The 16,411-nt window shown below is 72.0% G+C and carries 15 protein-coding genes; 9 read left to right on the top strand and 6 right to left on the bottom strand.

Annotated elements, in window-relative coordinates; genetic code table 11:
• Nucleotides 1-130: 130 nt before the first annotated feature.
• On the bottom strand, nucleotides 131-778 hold the full coding sequence (locus ABD908_RS12865; RefSeq protein WP_344996158.1) for an MBL fold metallo-hydrolase: 648 nt from the start codon (nucleotides 776-778) through the stop codon (nucleotides 131-133).
• A 94-nt stretch (nucleotides 779-872) separates the two neighbouring features.
• On the opposite strand from ABD908_RS12865, the gene purS reads away from it, so the two are divergent.
• The 3 genes from purS to ABD908_RS12850 are packed head-to-tail and all read left to right on the top strand — an operon-like array spanning nucleotide 873 to nucleotide 3,075.
• Nucleotides 873-1,112 (top strand): phosphoribosylformylglycinamidine synthase subunit PurS, encoded by a 240-nt coding sequence (gene purS / locus ABD908_RS12860; protein WP_344996155.1) that lies wholly within the window; start codon nucleotides 873-875, stop codon nucleotides 1,110-1,112.
• A complete protein-coding gene (gene purQ / locus ABD908_RS12855) occupies nucleotides 1,109-1,783 on the top strand; it encodes a phosphoribosylformylglycinamidine synthase subunit PurQ (RefSeq protein WP_344996151.1) in 675 nt (224 codons plus the stop codon). Before purS ends, purQ begins: the two co-directional genes overlap by 4 nt.
• Nucleotides 1,783-3,075: a M18 family aminopeptidase gene (locus ABD908_RS12850; RefSeq protein ID WP_344996240.1), complete on the top strand. Its 1,293-nt coding sequence runs from the start codon at nucleotides 1,783-1,785 to the stop codon at nucleotides 3,073-3,075. Before purQ ends, ABD908_RS12850 begins: the two co-directional genes overlap by 1 nt.
• Before the next feature lie 41 nt (nucleotides 3,076-3,116).
• Here the strand turns inward: ABD908_RS12850 and ABD908_RS12845 are convergent, their stop codons facing one another.
• The 4 genes from ABD908_RS12845 to ABD908_RS12830 all read right to left on the bottom strand — a co-directional run bounded on the left by ABD908_RS12845 (nucleotide 3,117) and on the right by ABD908_RS12830 (nucleotide 7,080).
• The gene (locus ABD908_RS12845) at nucleotides 3,117-4,154 is read right to left on the bottom strand and encodes a zinc-binding dehydrogenase (RefSeq protein WP_344996148.1); all 1,038 of its coding nucleotides are present in this window, start codon (nucleotides 4,152-4,154) and stop codon (nucleotides 3,117-3,119) included.
• Between the two features lie 33 nt (nucleotides 4,155-4,187).
• On the bottom strand, nucleotides 4,188-4,964 hold the full coding sequence (locus tag ABD908_RS12840) for an SDR family oxidoreductase (RefSeq protein ID WP_344996145.1): 777 nt from the start codon (nucleotides 4,962-4,964) through the stop codon (nucleotides 4,188-4,190).
• 263 nt (nucleotides 4,965-5,227) lie between these two features.
• Nucleotides 5,228-6,019 (bottom strand): IclR family transcriptional regulator, encoded by a 792-nt coding sequence (locus ABD908_RS12835; RefSeq protein WP_344996142.1) that lies wholly within the window; start codon nucleotides 6,017-6,019, stop codon nucleotides 5,228-5,230.
• On the bottom strand, nucleotides 6,019-7,080 hold the full coding sequence (locus ABD908_RS12830; protein ID WP_344996139.1) for a D-2-hydroxyacid dehydrogenase: 1,062 nt from the start codon (nucleotides 7,078-7,080) through the stop codon (nucleotides 6,019-6,021). Before ABD908_RS12830 ends, ABD908_RS12835 begins: the two co-directional genes overlap by 1 nt.
• 107 nt (nucleotides 7,081-7,187) lie before the next feature.
• On the opposite strand from ABD908_RS12830, the gene ABD908_RS12825 reads away from it, so the two are divergent.
• From ABD908_RS12825 to ABD908_RS12800, 6 genes are all read left to right on the top strand, one after another.
• A complete protein-coding gene (locus ABD908_RS12825) occupies nucleotides 7,188-8,096 on the top strand; it encodes an NAD(P)-dependent oxidoreductase (protein WP_344996136.1) in 909 nt (302 codons plus the stop codon).
• 82 nt (nucleotides 8,097-8,178) lie between these two features.
• Nucleotides 8,179-9,225: an ABC transporter permease gene (locus ABD908_RS12820; RefSeq protein WP_344996133.1), complete on the top strand. Its 1,047-nt coding sequence runs from the start codon at nucleotides 8,179-8,181 to the stop codon at nucleotides 9,223-9,225.
• Nucleotides 9,222-10,034 (top strand): ABC transporter permease, encoded by an 813-nt coding sequence (locus ABD908_RS12815; protein WP_344996130.1) that lies wholly within the window; start codon nucleotides 9,222-9,224, stop codon nucleotides 10,032-10,034. Before ABD908_RS12820 ends, ABD908_RS12815 begins: the two co-directional genes overlap by 4 nt.
• Nucleotides 10,031-11,608: an ATP-binding cassette domain-containing protein gene (locus ABD908_RS12810; protein ID WP_344996127.1), complete on the top strand. Its 1,578-nt coding sequence runs from the start codon at nucleotides 10,031-10,033 to the stop codon at nucleotides 11,606-11,608. Before ABD908_RS12815 ends, ABD908_RS12810 begins: the two co-directional genes overlap by 4 nt.
• Nucleotides 11,605-13,149, top strand: a complete 1,545-nt coding sequence (locus ABD908_RS12805; RefSeq protein ID WP_344996124.1) for an ABC transporter substrate-binding protein — start codon at nucleotides 11,605-11,607, stop codon at nucleotides 13,147-13,149. The genes ABD908_RS12810 and ABD908_RS12805 overlap by 4 nt, the downstream gene beginning before the upstream one ends.
• Nucleotides 13,150-13,220: 71 nt before the next feature.
• Nucleotides 13,221-14,630 (top strand): sulfatase family protein, encoded by a 1,410-nt coding sequence (locus ABD908_RS12800; RefSeq protein WP_425584377.1) that lies wholly within the window; start codon nucleotides 13,221-13,223, stop codon nucleotides 14,628-14,630.
• Nucleotides 14,631-14,780: 150 nt separating this feature from the next.
• On the opposite strand, the gene ABD908_RS12795 is transcribed toward ABD908_RS12800, so the two are convergent.
• The gene (locus ABD908_RS12795) at nucleotides 14,781-16,376 is read right to left on the bottom strand and encodes a family 2A encapsulin nanocompartment cargo protein cysteine desulfurase (RefSeq protein WP_344996237.1); all 1,596 of its coding nucleotides are present in this window, start codon (nucleotides 16,374-16,376) and stop codon (nucleotides 14,781-14,783) included.
• Nucleotides 16,377-16,411 lie beyond the last annotated feature (35 nt).

Here is a 16,411-nt window from a genome sequence, read left to right as displayed (position 1 = left end):
CGGGAGTGCGGGACGCACGACGGACGGCGCGACGGATCAGGCCGGGCCGAGCGTCGGTACTGCGGGATCCCGCGATGTGGGAGCTCTCCGGGTGGTATCCGCTCTCACCGGCGGATCGACGGAAGGGTGCTCAGGTCAGCTCGACGGCCACTTCGTCCGGGAACGGCAGGAACTCCGTGGCGGGGTCCGCCATCTCCTGCAGCCGGCTCATGTAGATACCGGTGCCGAAGCCGGAGAGCAGCGCGTCGTGGATCGGCACCACCAGACGCGGCTTGACGGCACGCAGGTAGTCGATCGTCTCCGAGATCTTGGCCCATGGTGCGTTGACCGGCAGTGCCAGCACGTCCACGGGGACGTCCGGCACGAACAGTGCGTCGCCCGGATGCATGAACCGGGCCGGGTTCGAGTCGTTGCCGAGCAGGAACGACGTGTTGTCGATCTGCGGAATGTCGGGGTGGATCACCGCGTGCCGGCCGCCGGTGGCGCGGGCGGTGACCGCCCCTACGGTGAACACGTCCCCCGGCGCGGCGGCCTGCCACCCCTCGCCGAGCTGCGCCGCGGTGGTCGGGTCGGCCAGCAGTGTGGCACCCGGGTTCGCGTCCACGAGCGCCGGCAGCCGAGCCATATCGATATGGTCGGGGTGCTGGTGGGTGACGACGATGGCGTCCAGCCCGGTGACGCCCTCGAAGCCGTGCGAGAAGTTGCCGGGGTCGAACAGGATCGTGGTGCCCGCGAACTCCACCAGCACGCACGAATGATGGAAGTGGGTGACTCGCATGGCGCCAGTATGCGCCGGTAAACTCGCCCCTGCGGTGATACTCCGCGGGCCCGCCATCAGGGTGAGCCCGCTGACGCCCGGAGAGGGGCTGTAAGTGGCGCGGATCGTGGTTGACGTCATGCCCAAGGCGGAGATTCTGGACCCCCAGGGGCAGGCGATCGTGGGTGCGCTGGGGCGCCTCGGTTTCGCGGGTGTGAGCGATGTCCGGCAGGGCAAGCGGTTCGAGCTCGAGGTAGACGACACGCTCGACGACGACGCGCTGCACAAGATCGCCGAGGAGCTGCTCGCCAACACGGTGATCGAGGAGTTCTCGGTGAGCCGGGTGGCGCAGTGACCAGGATCGGCGTCATCACCTTCCCCGGGACGCTCGACGACGTCGATGCCGCCCGGGCCGCCAAGCTCGCCGGCGCCGAACCGGTTTCGCTGTGGCACAAGGACGCCGACCTCAAGGGTGTCGATGCGGTCGTGGTGCCGGGCGGGTTCTCGTACGGCGACTATCTGCGGGCCGGGGCGATCGCATCGTTCGCGCCGGTGATGCGCGAGGTGATCGACGCCGCCCGGAAGGGCATGCCGGTGCTGGGTATCTGTAACGGCTTCCAGATCCTGTGCGAGGCGGGCCTGCTGCCCGGTGCGCTGGTGCGCAACGAGGGACTGCACTTCATCTGCCGCGACCAGTGGCTGCGCGTCGAGTCCACGAACACCGCATGGACCTCTCGGTTCGAGCCCGGAGCCGAGATCCTGGTGCCGCTCAAGTCGGGCGAGGGCCGGTACGTCGCGGACGAGGCCGTGCTGGACGAGCTCGAGGGGGAGGGCCGGGTCGCGTTCCGCTATGTGGGCGACAACCCCAACGGGGCGATGCGCTCGATCGCCGGCGTCGCGTCGGCCGACGGCCGCGTGGTCGGCCTGATGCCGCACCCGGAGCACGCGACCGAGGCGCTCACGGGGCCGTCCGACGACGGCCTCGGCCTGTTCTACTCCGTGCTCGACGCGGTCCTGGCGGCATGATGGCGGCGACGGTGACGCCGGGCCGGTACCCCGAGGCGGAGGCGCTGTGCGCCTTCATCGACCGGTCGCCGTCGCCGTTCCACGTGTGCCAGACGGTGGCCCGGATGCTCGAGGACGCCGGCTTCTCGCCGCTGGCCGAGGTCGATGCCTGGCCGGGGCCGGGTCGCTACTTCGTGGTCCGGGGCGGCTCGATCATCGCCTTCGACTCGTCGGGCTTCGACCACGGGGAGCTGCCCGCGTTCCGCATCGTCGGCGGGCACACCGACAGCCCCAACCTCCGGGTCAAGCAGAACCACGACCGCGAGTCCGCGGGGCTGGCGCAGGTCCGGCTCGAGCCCTACGGCGGTGCCTGGCTGCACTCGTGGCTCGACCGCGACCTGGGCGTGTCCGGCCGGATCGCCGTGCGGCAGGGCGACCAGGTGGTGCACACGCTGGTGCGGATCGACGAGCCGCTGCTGCGGGTACCGCAGCTGGCCATCCACCTGTCGGAGAATCGCAGAGGCGTCGAGCTCGACCCGCAACGGCACCTCGACGCCGTCTGGGGCGCGAGCGATCCGGGGCGCTTCCTGGAGCGCATCGCCGTCGCCGAGGGCTATCACGTCGACGACGTCCTCGGCTTCGAGCTGATGGTGCACGATCTCGCGCCGAGTCGGGTGATGGGCGTCGACGGTGACCTCGTGTCGGCGCCGCGGCTCGACAACCAGTGCACCTGCTTCGCCGGGACCCGCGCACTGATCGAGGCCGCCGACCGGAACGCCGGCGTGCTGCCCGTGTTGGCGCTGTTCGACCACGAGGAGGTCGGCTCGTCGTCCGATCGGGGCGCCGGATCCGATCTCCTGATCACCGTGCTCGAGCGGATCGCGCTGACCCACGGTCTGGGTCGCGAGGACTTCCTGCGTGCCCTCGCGCTGTCGGACGTGGCGTCGGGGGACATGGCGCACGCGACGCATCCCAACTACCCCGAGCGGCACGAGCCCGGCCATCAGATCGCCGTCGGCGGCGGCCCGGTGCTCAAGGTCAACCAGAACCTGCGCTACGCGTCGGACGCCGACGGGGAGGCGCTGTTCGTCCTCGCCGCCGAGCAGGCGGGCGTGCCGCTGCAGCGATACGTGCACCGCGCGGACCTGCCCTGCGGCTCGACGATCGGCCCGATCACCGCGACACGTACGGGCCTGACCACCGTCGACGTCGGGGCGCCGCAGCTGGCGATGCACAGTGCCCGGGAGCTGATGGGGGCGGCGGATGTGGGCTACTACGCCGCCGCGCTCACCGCGTTCCTGGCCCCGGCCTGAACACCGCCGAGCGCCCCGGATGAGCGACATCCGGGCGAGCGTTATGCCGTGAAGTCGAGCAGCACCTTGCCGGACGCCTCGGAGTCCTTGGCGGTCGTGAAGGCGTCCAGTGCGTCGGCGGCGGGCACGACGTGGGTCACGACACCGTCGACCTTCAGGGAGCCGTCGGCGAGGGCGGCGAGTACATCGTCGATCTCGCCGTTGAACCGGAACGATCCGCGTAGGTCGAGCTCGCGCGTGATCGCCTGCGCCAGCGGCGCATCCACGTCGCCGTTGCGCTGCAGACCGAGCAGCACCACGACGCCGCCGCGCACCGCCGCGTCGACGGCGGCGTGCAGCCCGGGGACGGTGCCGGACGACTCGATCACCACGTCGGCCGCCAGCTCGGCGATGTCCTGCGACGCCCGTGCGTCGAGGACCCGGGCTGCGCCCAATGCCGATGCGCGCGAACGGGGTCCGTCCGCGATGTCGGTCGCGATCACCTCGGACGCACCGTGGTGCAGTGCCACCGCGACCACCAGCAGCCCGATCGGTCCGGCGCCGATCACCACGACTCGCTTGCCGCGGACGTCACCGGCACGCTCGACGCCGTGCCACGCGACCGCGGCCGGTTCGGCGAGCGCCGCACCGAGCAGTGACAGTCCCGCGGGGAGCGGCCGCAGCATCCGGCCGGGCAGCGCGACGCGACGCGCGAATGCGCCCTCGCAGTGCGGGAAGTGCGCGGCCGAGCCGAGGTAGGTCGCGCCGGGGGCGAGATTCGGGCGGTCGGCCGGCCACACGACACCGTCGACGTCGTGCGGCGTGCCCGGGTGCACGGCGACCGACGTACCCACAGTGGGCCCGGAACCGTCTGCTGCAGCGGTCAGTACGGTGCCGACGACCTCGTGCCCGAGCACCATCGGCGCCCGCAGGATGGAGGCGCCGGCGGCGCCGTGCAGCCAGTAGTGCAGGTCCGACCCGCACACCCCGCCGTACGCGATCTCGACGACCGCCTCGTCGGCGGCCGGCACCGGCTCCGGCGTGGGATCGACCCGCAGGTCGCCGGTGGCGTGCGCGACGATGGCGATGTTCTCACTCAAGACGGTTCTCCCTCAGAGGTTCTGGTGTGCCTGTCAGACGACAGCGGTCATGCCGCCGTCGACGTACAGGATCTGTCCGTTGACGAATGCCGACGCCTCGGAGGCCAGGAAGACCAGCGGGCCGACGAGGTCTCCGACGTCGCCCCACCGGCCGGCCGGCGTGCGCCCGGCCACCCACGCCGAGAACTCCGCGTCGTCCACGAGGGCCTTGGTCAGCTCGGTCGCGAAATAGCCTGGGGCGAGGGAGTTGACGGTGATGCCGTGCGGTGCGAGATCGGCGCACAGGCCCTTCGTGAGCATCACGATGCCACCCTTGGTGGCGGAGTACGGGGCGATGCCGGGGCGGGCGAGCTGCGACTGCACCGACCCGATGTTGACGATCCGGCCGCTGCCACGCGCGATCATGCCGGCGGCGACCCGCCGCGACAGCAGGAACGCGCTCGTGAGGTTGGTGGCCACCAGCGTGTTCCAGTCGGCAGCCGTGAACTCGGTGATCGGCGCCCGCAGCTGCATGCCCGCGTTGTTGACCAGGATGTCGGGGACACCGTGCCGGGCCTCGATGCGGGACAGGCCGCCGTCGACACCGTCCTCGTCGGTCACGTCGAACGCCTCGGCGAACACGGGATTGCCTGTGCGCCCGGCGATCTGCTCGGCGGCGGCCGAGGCCGCGACGGCGCTGCGGCCGTGCACCACCACTGTGGCGCCGGCCGCGGACAGCCCCTCGGCGAGCCGGCGGCCGATCCCGCGTGAGCTCCCGGTGACCAGGGCGGTGCGCCCGGACAGGTCGAAAGCCGTGGTGTCGCTGGTCATGGTGGTGTGAGCTCCTTCTACGGTGTGCGGGTATGAGGCGGATCGGTCAGGCCGATGCCGACCGCGTGGGCCGCCCCGAGATCGGTCGCGGTGATGGGTGAGTCGAGTGTCGCCAGGGCCTGCGGGCCGCGAGGCGTGTGGACACGACGGTCTCCTTCGACAATCGGTCTTCGGCGGGAGTGACCGAGACCGTATCTGGATGCGACCAAGGTACCACTATGACGAACGCCGTACAACCAGTTGAACAGAATCTGGGCGGAATTTCAGCCGTCGGTGCCGCCCGAGAGCCACGGGTTCCGTAGCCGCGCGGCGGCCTCGACCAGCGCGATGCCGATCTCGGCCACCCGCACCGGGTCGGCCTGGTCGGATCGGATGGCTGCGCCCATCGCCAGCGGCGGATCGCCGGGCGTCCATGCGGGGATCGAGACCGCGATGCCCGTCAGCCCCGGCGTTCCCCGCCCCGGGTCGACGGCGTATCCGCGTACCCGGTCGTCGGCCAGCTGCGCGCGCAGTGCCTCCGCGCCGAGTTCGGTTCCGTCGACGACGCTCCGCGCCGGAAGGGTGGCGGCCAGCAGCGCGTCCAGCTCGGCCGCGGGCAGGGCGGCCAGCAGCGCATTGCCCGTCGCGGTGAAGACTGCGGGCAGGCGTGAGCCGAGCGGTGTCCCGAAACGGTACGGGGCGCGGCCCTCGTGGCGCGCGAGGTACAGGGCGTCGGTGCCGTCCAGCATGGCCACCTGCACCAGCTCTCGGTGCAGCGTGGGGGAGGCGGCGACCACCCCGAAGAACTCCCTGACCTGGTTGAACTGCAGCGCGTACGAACCGCCGATCTCCGCGGTCCGATGACCGAGGGCGAACCCCTCGGACACGCGCCGGATCATGTCACCCTCCTCGAGGGCCTGACACAGGTTGGCGCAGGACGACTTCGCGATGCTCAGTCCGCGTGCGATCTCGGACAGCGTCATCGGCTGTCCCTCGTTGTCCGCCAACAGCCCGAGGATGCCCAGCGCCCGGGTGACCGCGGGTGCGGGCGCGCGCCCACCGTCCGGCTCGGTCATCAGTAGAACTCGACTGTATCGACCACGTTGAGCATCGGGTCGCCGTCGAGCAGGCGGGTGGCGTTGCGTGCGAACAGCCGCGCGATGCGCCGTGCCTCCTGCCGGCTCAGCGCCGCGGTATGCGGGCTGACCAGCACGTTCGGGTGCTCCCACAGCGGGCTGGCCGCCGGGAGGGGCTCGGTGGCGAACACGTCCAGCGCCGCGAATCCGATCCGCCCGTCGTCCAGTGCCGTGAGCAGTGCGTCCTCGTCGACGACGGTGCCGCGGCCCACGTTGGTCAGCAGGGTGCCGGGCCGTACCCCGGCGAGCACCTTCTCGCCGATCAGCTTGTCGGTGGCCGCCGTGCCGGGCAGGGTGACCACGATGGCGTCCACCTCGGCGGCGGCGGTGGCCAGCTCCGCGAGCGGGACGATGCGGTCGACGCCGGCCACCGGTCGGCCGCTGCGGGACGTGCCCCACACCGTCGCGCCGAACGCGTGCAGCCGCTCGGCGGTCGCCGCGCCGATGCCGCCCAGGCCCACCACGAGCACCGTCATCTCATCGAGATGGCGCATCTCCCAACGGTTCTCGGGCCAATCACGGGCGGCCTGATCGCGCTCCAGGCGCCGCAGGTCCTTGGCGCCCGCGAGCAGTCCGAAGATCGCGAACTCCGCCAGCGTCGACCCGTGTACGCCCGCGCTGGTCGTGAAGGTGACCCGCGAGAGCTCGTCGGGCGTCAGCCCGGCGGCCTGCACCTGCGCGCCGCCACCCGCGGCCGTCGTGTGCACCCAGCGCAGGCGCGGGTTGGCGCGGACGGTGGCGGCGAGCAGTGCCGGGTCGACGTCGGGGATGCCGAACAGCGCGTCGGCGCCGTCGAGCAGCTCCGTGAACGCCGCTTGCTGGTCGGGGCTGCGGGTGAAGGTCGGGTCGCCGTTCCAATCGGCGTTCCACCGGGCGGGGGCGTTGAGGCTGTGGTCACGCGCGAGTGTGACCCGCGGCTCGAGCTGTTCGATCAGGGCGCAGTCGTCCTCGGGGAGGTCGACTGCGAGGGCGGCGCGAAGCGTCGGGGCGGTGTGGCTCATGGCTGGTCCTTTCGTCGAGAACAGCATAGGCCGAACGGCCAATATGCTGGACGCCATTCGTTATCATGGACGCACTGTGCGACCGGCCCACGAAAGGACAGCTGCGCATGTCCCAGTCCGACCACCCGAGCACCACGGTCGTGGGAGTCGTGGGGCTCGGTTCCATGGGTGCCCCCATGGCGCGCCGCCTCCTGGCCGGACACGGCACCGTCCACATCAGCGCGCGGCGGCCGCAGCCGGGCCTGGTCGCCGACGGTGCCGTGTGGCACGCCGACGCTGCCGGGCTCGCCGCCACCGTCGACGCCGTGTTGCTGATGCTGCCCGACCTCCCCGAGATCGAGCAGGTGCTCGCCGGCGAGACCGGCCTGCTCGCCGGGGTCGCCGCCCGCCCCGTCGACGCCGCGCCGCTGCTGCTGCTGATCGGATCGACCTCGTCGGCGCCCGGTGTGCGCGCGCTTGCGGAGCGCCTCGACGGCGAGACGCGCGGGCGGGTGCGGGTCGTGGACGCGCCCGTGTCGGGCGGCGAGGACGGCGCCGTCGCCGGGACGCTGTCGATCATGCTCGGCGGCACCGAGACGGACTGTGCCGCAGCCACCGTTGCACTCAGCCCGTGCGGCACGCCGATCCGGCTCGGCCCGCTCGGCGCCGGCGAGGTGGCGAAGGCGTGCAACCAACTGGTCGTCGCCGCGACCATCATGGCACTGGGTGAGACGACGGTGCTGGCCGACCGGTCCGGCATCGACGTCGGCGCGATGTGGGACCTGCTCGGGCACGGCTACGCGTCGTCGCGGCTGCTCGACACCCGGCGCGAGAAGCTCGTCACCGGTGACGACTCGCCGTCGGGCATGGCCAAGTACATGCTCAAAGACCTGCGCTCGGCCGCCGAGGTCGCGGCGGGGACGGACACCCGTGCCGTTCTGATCCCGGCGCTGCGGGCCGCCTTCGAGGAGATCGTCGACGCCGGGCTGGGCGACCGCGACATGTCGGTCACGCGACGGTTCATCGCGGATCGGTAGCCCCGGGGCGGTGTCGGCCGGCCCAGCCGCGCGGTGAGTCCAATCCGCGACGGAGGGTGGCCGCTGGTGTTGAATCGATGTGATGCCGACACAGGTAGCCGAGAGAACCCGGAGCCGTCGGCCCGTCGCCGCGGGACGTGTGGCGGGCCTGGCCTGGCTGAGCCGCCGCGTCGCCGGGGCCGCGCTCACGCTGCTGCTGGCCTCGATCGTGATCTTCGGTGTCCTGCATGTGATCCCCGGCGATCCAGCGGCCGCGTTGGCCGGGCCCGACGCCTCGCCCGCCACGCTCGCCGCGCTGCGGCACCAGCTGGGCGTCGACCGGCCGCTGGTCGAGCAGTACCTCTCCTGGCTCGGCGGCGCCGCGACCGGCCACCTCGGCCGGTCGTACGTGATCGGCGGCGAGATCGGCACCCTGCTCAGGGAGGGGTCGGTCAACACCCTCGCCCTCGGTGTCACGGCGTTGGTCATCGCCATCGCCGCGTCCGCGGCCCTGGCACTGCTGGCCGTCGGTGCGTCGCCTGCTGCTGCGCCCGCGCGAGAGCGGTGGCCGGCGCGGTGTCTGCACGCGGCTGTCGGGGCTTTCGAGGTGGTCGGCATAGCGGTGCCGCCGTTCGTGACCGGTGTGATCCTGGTGGAGCTCTTCGCGGTCGTGTGGCCGGTCCTTCCCGCCGGCGGCACTCCGCCCGGCGGCTACCTCGCGGCGCCGGGGATCAGCCTGCAGTACCTGCTGCTGCCGGCCGTATGCCTGGCGATGCCCGCGGCTGCGACGCTCACGCGCTTCTTCTCCGAGGCGCTGCGCACGGAGTGGGCTATGCCCTACGTTCTCACCGCGCGGGCGGCGGGCGTGCCGACCCACCGCATCCTGGTTCGCGGCGCGGCCCGAAACGCACTGCCTGCCACTGTCACCGTCCTCGGAATCCAGACCGGTCAGCTGCTGGGCTCCGCAGTCCTGGTGGAGGCGATCTTCGCGTGGCCGGGGCTCGGTCAGCTGCTTGCGCAGGGGATCGGCGCCCGGGACTACCCCGTGGTGCAGGCCACGCTACTGGTGGCAGTCGCGGTGTTCATCGGCGTCCAACTCCTCACCGACGCGGCCACCGCGGCCCTCGACCCGACCCGGCGGGGCGGATGAGCGCGGCACGGCGGCGTCCCCGCCCGCCCGCAGGTCTGCTCGTGGGGGCCGTGCTGCTCGCGGCGATCGCCGCCGTCGGCGTGCTCGCGCCGCTACTGGCGCCGGCCGACCCGTTGCGCCAGATCCCCGGAGCGAACCTGTTGCCGCCCAGTGCATCACACCTGCTCGGCACCGACGAGTTGGACCGGGATGTGCTGAGCCGGGTGCTGTACGGCATTCGCACGAGCCTGACGGTCATCGCGGCGGCCGTGCCGCTCGGTGCGGCCGCGGGCATCGCGGCGGGGCTGCTGGGCGCGACCGGCCGGGTCGCCGACGCGGTGGTCTCGCGCGTGACGGCGGTAGTGCTGGCGTTCCCCGCGCTGATTCTCGCGATCCTGCTGACGGCGGTGCGGGGGCCGGGCGCGGTCACCGTCGTCCTCGCGATCGCCGTCGCCGAGGCGCCGTCGTTCGCGCGCCTGACCCGCAGCGAGGTGCAGCGGCTGCGCGGCCGACCCTATGTCGAGGCGTCGCGGCTCGCGGGCGCCGGCACGACGTGGGTGCTCACCCGGCACATCCTGCCCAACGCGGTGGAGCCGCTGGTGGTGCAGGTGGCGTTGGCGATGACCCTCGGGGTGTTCGTCGAGGCCGGAATGAGCTTCGTGGGTGTGGGCGTCCGTCCGCCGCAGCCGTCGCTCGGCTCGCTGCTCGCCGAGGCCGTATACGACTGGGATGCCAACGCCGGGTACGCGATCGGCCCCGTGGTCGCGATCGTCGCGCTGTCGCTGTCGCTGCTGTTGATCGCCCGGGGAGTCGCGGGGTGGCGGCGGTGACGACGCCCGTCCTGGCGATCGCCGGGCTCACGATCGCGGGCCCCGCCGGGGACCTGGTGCGCGGCCTGGACCTCGAGGTCGGACCCGGCGAGATCGTCGCACTGGTGGGCGAATCCGGCTCAGGGAAGTCCCTGACCGGGCGCGCCGTCCTCGGTCTGCTCCCGCCCGGCCTGACCGCCACCGGTGCGGTGACCCTCACCGGCGAGCCGGTGATCGGTCGTCGTGACCGGGACCTGCGGCGGCTACGTGGCCCCGGTGCCGCGATGGTCTTCCAGGAGCCGCAGACCGCGCTGAACCCCGCGCAGCGGGTGTGGCGGCAGATCTACGAGGTACTTCGCGCACATGCCCGAGTGGGGCGGGCGCCGGCGCGCGCGACGGCGGTGGAACTGCTGGCCGCCGTGGGCATCCCGGACCCGCACGCCCGTGCGGACTGGTACCCGCATCAACTCTCGGGCGGGCAGCGGCAGCGCGTGGTGATCGCCCTGGCGCTCGCCGCCCGGCCCGCGCTGCTGATCGCCGACGAGCCGACCACCGCGCTCGACGTGACTGTGCAGGCGCAGATCCTGCGCCTGCTCCGGGAACTGCGCGAGACCCGCGGGCTCGCGGTCCTGCTCATCACGCACGACCTCGGTGTGGTCGCCGACATCGCCGACCGGGTGGCCGTGCTCCGGCGCGGGGAGTTGGTGGAACAGGCGCCGGTCGACGAGCTGTTCGCCCGGCCGGCCTCCGAGTACACCCGGCGCCTGCTCGCCGCCGTACCGGTGCTCGATCCACGGGCGGGCGGCCCCGCTGGTCTCGAAACCCGCACTCCCGCACCGGAACGGGAGCCGATCGTCACCGTCGTCGGCCTCACCGTGCGGTACCCGCGCACGCCCAGGCCGGCGCTCGATCGGGTGTCGATCACGGTGGCGCGCGGCGAGGTCGTCGGTCTGGTCGGCGAGTCCGGTTCGGGCAAGACGACTCTCGGTCGCGCGGTGCTCGGTCTCGTCCCCGTGTCGGCCGGCACGGTCGACCGCGCGACGCGGCGGATCGCGCTGGTGCACCAGGATCCGTACGCCGCGCTCGACCCGCGATGGACGGTGCGGCGGACCATCGCCGAGCCGCTGCGGCTTGCCGGGCGTGCGCGCGCGGATACGCGGGCCCGGGTCGCCGAGCTGCTCGACGCCGTCGAACTGCCTGCGGGGACGGGGGATCGGCGACCCCGGGAGTTGTCCGGCGGGCAGCGGCAGCGGGTGGCCTTCGCTCGCGCGCTCGCCGGCGACCCGGAGCTGCTGGTCGCCGACGAGCCGACGTCCGCGCTGGACGTCTCGGTGCAGCAGGGGGTTCTGGCGCTGTTCGAGTCGCTACACGCCGAGTTCGGCTTCGCGGCGTTGTTCGTCACGCACGACCTCGCCGTCGTAGCGGAGGTGGCGAGCCGCGTGGTGGTGCTCCGCGCCGGCACCGTCGTCGAGGACGGTGTGACGGCTGAGGTGTTGGGCCGCCCCGAATCCGATTACACCAGAACGCTGGTCGCCGCGGTACCGATCCCGGACCCGGCCGCGCAGCGTGCCCGTCGTGCAGGGGAGGGGACGTGACGACGGTGAGCCGCCGTGCCGTGCTCGCGGGCGCCGCGGGTCTCGGGACGGTCGCGGTCCTGTCCGGCTGCACGTCCGCGGTGCAGCAGGCGCGGAAGGCGAACGCGGCCCTCGGCTCGTCGGGCGGGATCCTCACGATCGGCTCCCTCACCGACGTCGATCCCACGACGATCTACACGCAGTCGGTGACCACGATGGGTATCGGGCTACTGGTCTTCGACACCCTCACGCGTTACGACCATCAGACCGTGCGCCCCACGCCGGCGGTCGCGCACGCATGGGAGTTCTCGCCCGACGGCCGGGCGCTCACATTGCATCTGCGTGGGGACGTCCGGTTCCACTCGGGGCGGCTGCTCACGGCGCGGGACGTGGCCTACGCGGTCTCGGTGTACGCGTCGGACGCGGCAGGGTCCCAGCTGCAGGCCGCGGCGAAGGCGATCGCCGCGGTCGAGACCCCGGACGACCACACCGCTGTGCTCCGGTTCGGCGCTCCCGTACCGAACGTGTTCGACCTGCTCGAGTTCATGCTGCTCACCGACTCCGATTCGGCGGGCGGTCTTCTGGCCGGTGAATCCTTCATCGGGACAGGACCGTTCCGGTTCGTTGGACGAGAGCCCGGCGCGAGCGTCCACCTCGTCCGCGCCGACGGATACTGGCGCGGCCCTGCCCGCCTGGACGGGGTGACGATCCGGGTGATCCGCGACCCCGGGGCGTTGCTGACGTCGATCCGAGCGGGCCAATCGGACCTGGTTCTCGACGTGGATCCGCGTGCGCTACGCCGGTTCTCGGACCGATCGCTGTACCGGATCGACAGGGGAGACGTGTACGACGCGGCGTATTACGTGGGCGCCAACGTCACCGTACCCGAGCTCTCCGACGCTCGGGTACGGCAGGCGTTGTCGTATGCGGTCGATCGCGACAGGATCGCCGAGGAGGTGTTCGGCGGGGCCGCCCCGCCCAGTTCGGCGCCGTGGGCGCGGAGCTCGCCCGCCTACGACCCGGCGGCAGCGGCGCATTACACCCGCGATCTCGGCCGGGCCCGTTCGCTGCTGGCGGCCGCGGGAGGTGGGCGGTCGCTGGACCTGAGCTATCCGACGGGGCTCGCGGTGGCGCCCGCGATCGCGGCGATCGTGCAGAACGACCTCGCCGACATCGGCGTCGACGCGCGGCTCGACCCGCGCGAGCAGGCCTCGTTCTCGCCGTTCCTGGCCGCCGGCGGGGCGCGTCTGTGGATCGGCCCGCACGGCTTCGGGCAGTCCGATCCGGCGACGCTGGCCGCCGGGGCCGCGCCGTTCAAGCCTGCGGGGAACCTGTCGCGTTACTCCGACCCGCGATATACGGGACTGGTACGGCGGCTCACCGACGCACCCGCGGACCAGCGACCTGCGGCATACCGCGATTTCACCGCGCACCTGCTCGAGCAGCAGTTCGTCATCGACGTGGTGACCGCCCCGGCGACCTATGTCTCACCCGCGCACACCAAGGGGCTGGCGTGGAACATGTACAAGTACATCGATGCGCACGCGGTCACCGTGCGTTGACGCTCGGGCGCAATTCGACGCACGCTGCGCAGATCGCCCGAGTCGGGAGCGGATCATGAGATGGTGGAAGTATGTCGATCGGCGTGGCTCGAGAATCCCACCGTGCCCGGGACAACGTGATCCTGGTGCACTGGCACGATCTCGGGCGCCATTTGAGCTGTTACGGCGCCGAGGGCGTGGTCAGCCCCAACCTCGACACGCTCGCCGCCGAGGGAATCCGCTTCACCGACGCCCACGCCACCGCACCGCTCTGCTCGCCTGCCCGGGGCTCGCTGTTCACCGGGCAGTATCCGCACCACAACGGCCTGGTCGGGCTCGCGCACCACGGATTCGAGTACCGCGAGCACGTCCGCACCCTTCCCGCCCTGCTCGGGGAGGCGGGCTATCGTTCCGCGCTGTTCGGGATGCAGCACGAGAGTGCGGACCCGTCGACGCTCGGTTTCGACACCGTCGACGTCTCGGACTCGCTCTGCGACTATGTGACGGCCGAGGCCCAGGCGTGGCTTGCGCGTACCGCCGTGGACCCGCGCCCGTTCCTGCTGACCGCCGGATTCTTCGAGACGCACCGCCCGTACGACGACTACGAGCGCGCGGACCCGGCCACCGTCGTCGTTCCCGGCTGGCTGCCGGACGACGACCGGGTGCGCGCGGACCTCGCGGGACTGCACGGCAGCATCGCGACGGCCGACGCGGCGGTCGGCCGGCTGCTGGACGCCGTCGCGGAGCTGGGGCTGGACGAGTCGACCTGGATCGTGTTCATCACCGACCACGGGCTCGCGATGCCGCGCGCCAAGTCCACCCTCTACGCGGAGGGCACGGGCATCGCCCTGATCGTTCGCCCGCCGCGCCGGCGAGGGATCGCGCCGCGGGTGTACGACGACCTGTTCTCGGGTGTCGACCTCGCGCCCACGCTGCTGGAGTTGCTCGGCATCGCGGTCCCGGACGAGATGGACGGTGAGTCCCACGCCCCGGAGCTGCTGGCGCCCACCGGGGCCGCGGTGCGGTCCGAGGTGTTCACGGAGAAGACGTATCACGACGCGTTCGACCCCATCCGCGCCGTGCGCACCAAGCAGTTCAGCTACATCGAGAACTACGCGACGCGGCCCGCGCTGGTGCTGCCGCTGGACATCGCCGACAGCCCCACCGGACAGGCGATCGACGTCTACGCCGCGGCAGCGCCCCGCGCGCGCCGCGAGCTGTACGATCTGGCCGCCGATCCGCACGAGGGCCGCAACGTGGTCGACGAGCCCCGGTACCGGCTGGTCGCCCGGCGGCTGGAGGCTGCGCTCGCCGAGTGGCGCAGCGCCACCGGTGACGTGCTGCCCGACGAGGCCGTCGGCACCGCGATCGCGGAGCGGTTCATGGCCGAGTTCTTCGCCACCCGCGACGCCGCCGATGCCGAGGTACTGCCGTCCCGACGCCCGCAGGGCGATCGTCGCGAGCTGACGGAGCCGAGCGAGCGGGCGGCTTCGACGGCCTGATCGATTCGGCGTCCACTCTCTCAACATGTGCACCGTTCCGTCGGCCCGATGCAGCAACATGTGCACCCTTCCGTCGGCGCCAGCGCCGACGGAAGGGTGCACATGTTGGAGCGGGCTATCCGGGGGCCGACGGAAGGGCGCACATGTTGGTTACCGGAGGGTCCCGTCGGAGATCTGTCGCACCGCATCGATGAACACGTCGATCTCCGCCGTCGTGTTGTAGAAGGCGAACGACGGGCGCACCGTCTGTTCCACACCCAGCCGACGCAGGATCGGTTGCGCGCAGTGATGCCCGGCGCGCACCGCGATGCCGCGGGTGTTGAGCGCCTTACCGACCTCGACGGGGTCGTGGCCGGCGAGCACGAACGACAGCACGCTGGCCTTCTCGTCGGCGGTGCCGATCAGCCGCACCCCATCGATCGCGGCGAGCCGCGGCGTGGCGTATTCGAGCAGACGGTGCTCGTAGGCGGCGATCCGCTCGATCCCCACCTTCTCGACGTACCGCAGCGCGGCGCCCAGCCCGACCGCGTCGGCGATGTTGCCCGTGCCGGCCTCGAACTTGTTGGGTGGGCCCTGGAAGATCGACCGCTCGAGCGTGACGTCGGCGATCATGTTGCCGCCGCCCTGCCACGGCGGGGTGTCGCGCAGCGCGTCGGCCGTGCCGTACAGCACGCCGATCCCCGTCGGGCCGAAGATCTTATGGCCCGAGAACACCAGGAAGTCGGCGCCCAGCTCCTGCACGTTGGTGCGTAGGTGCGGGATCGACTGGGCACCGTCGATCAATACCCGCGCGCCGTACCGGTGCCCGATCTCGACGATCTGCCGGATCGGCGTCACCGTCCCGAGCGCGTTGGACACCGCCGTCGCCGATACCAGCTTGGTGCGCGGCCCCACTATGCGTTCCAGCTCACCGAGCAGCAGATTGCCCGCATCGTCCACCGGCGCCACCCGGAGCACAGCCCCCGTCTGTTGCGAGATGAACTGCCACGGAACGATGTTCGCATGATGCTCGAGATGCGTGATCACGATCTCGTCGCCCGCCTGCAGGTGCTTTCGGCCCCACGCCTGCGCGACCAGGTTGATCGCCTCGGTAGCGCCGCGGACGAACACGATCTGATCCGACGACGCCGCACCGATGAACCGCCGCACCACGTCGCGGGCGTCCTCGTACGCGTCCGTGGCCCGCGCCGCCAGCTCGTGTGCTGCGCGGTGGATGTTCGAGTTCTCGTGCTCGTAGAAGTACGAGAGCCGGTCGATCACCACCCGAGGTTTCTGGGTGGTCGCCGCGTTGTCGAACCAGATCAGCGGATACCCGTTCACCTCCTCCGAAAGGATCGGGAAGTCGGCGCGGATCGACGCGACATCGAACACCTCGTGTGGGTCGGCGACGGCCGACGGGACTGTGCCGGGCTGGTCCGACGGACCGGTACCCACGTCGGGAGCCGCGGGTAGGAAGTAGAACTGCGGCGCACCCGGGTCGGCGTCGGCGATGTCGACGCGCGGCAGTGCCGTACTCCCAGCTGCCGGCAAGCCGAGGTTCGGGACCTCGGGGGTGTCGACGCCGGGCAGCCCGAAGCCCGGCAGCACGAGCCCGGGTTCGATCTCGGGACGTGGAGGTGTCCGCAGCGCCGCTCGAGCCCCCGATGTCCCGGCGGTGGCATCGGGGACGCCGCCGCGGGGCGCGGGTGGGACCGCCCCGCCGGGGGTGTCGGGGCCGAACCCCGGGATGGGCGGCACCGTCGGCACCGCCGCGAGATCCGGGCCGGGCAGCCCGGCTCTCG

The organism is Tsukamurella soli (assembly GCF_039541155.1).
GTDB lineage: Bacteria > Actinomycetota > Actinomycetes > Mycobacteriales > Mycobacteriaceae > Tsukamurella > Tsukamurella soli.
The sequence above is the reverse complement of the archived record's forward strand: the minus strand, read 5'-3'. Positions and strand labels throughout refer to the sequence as shown.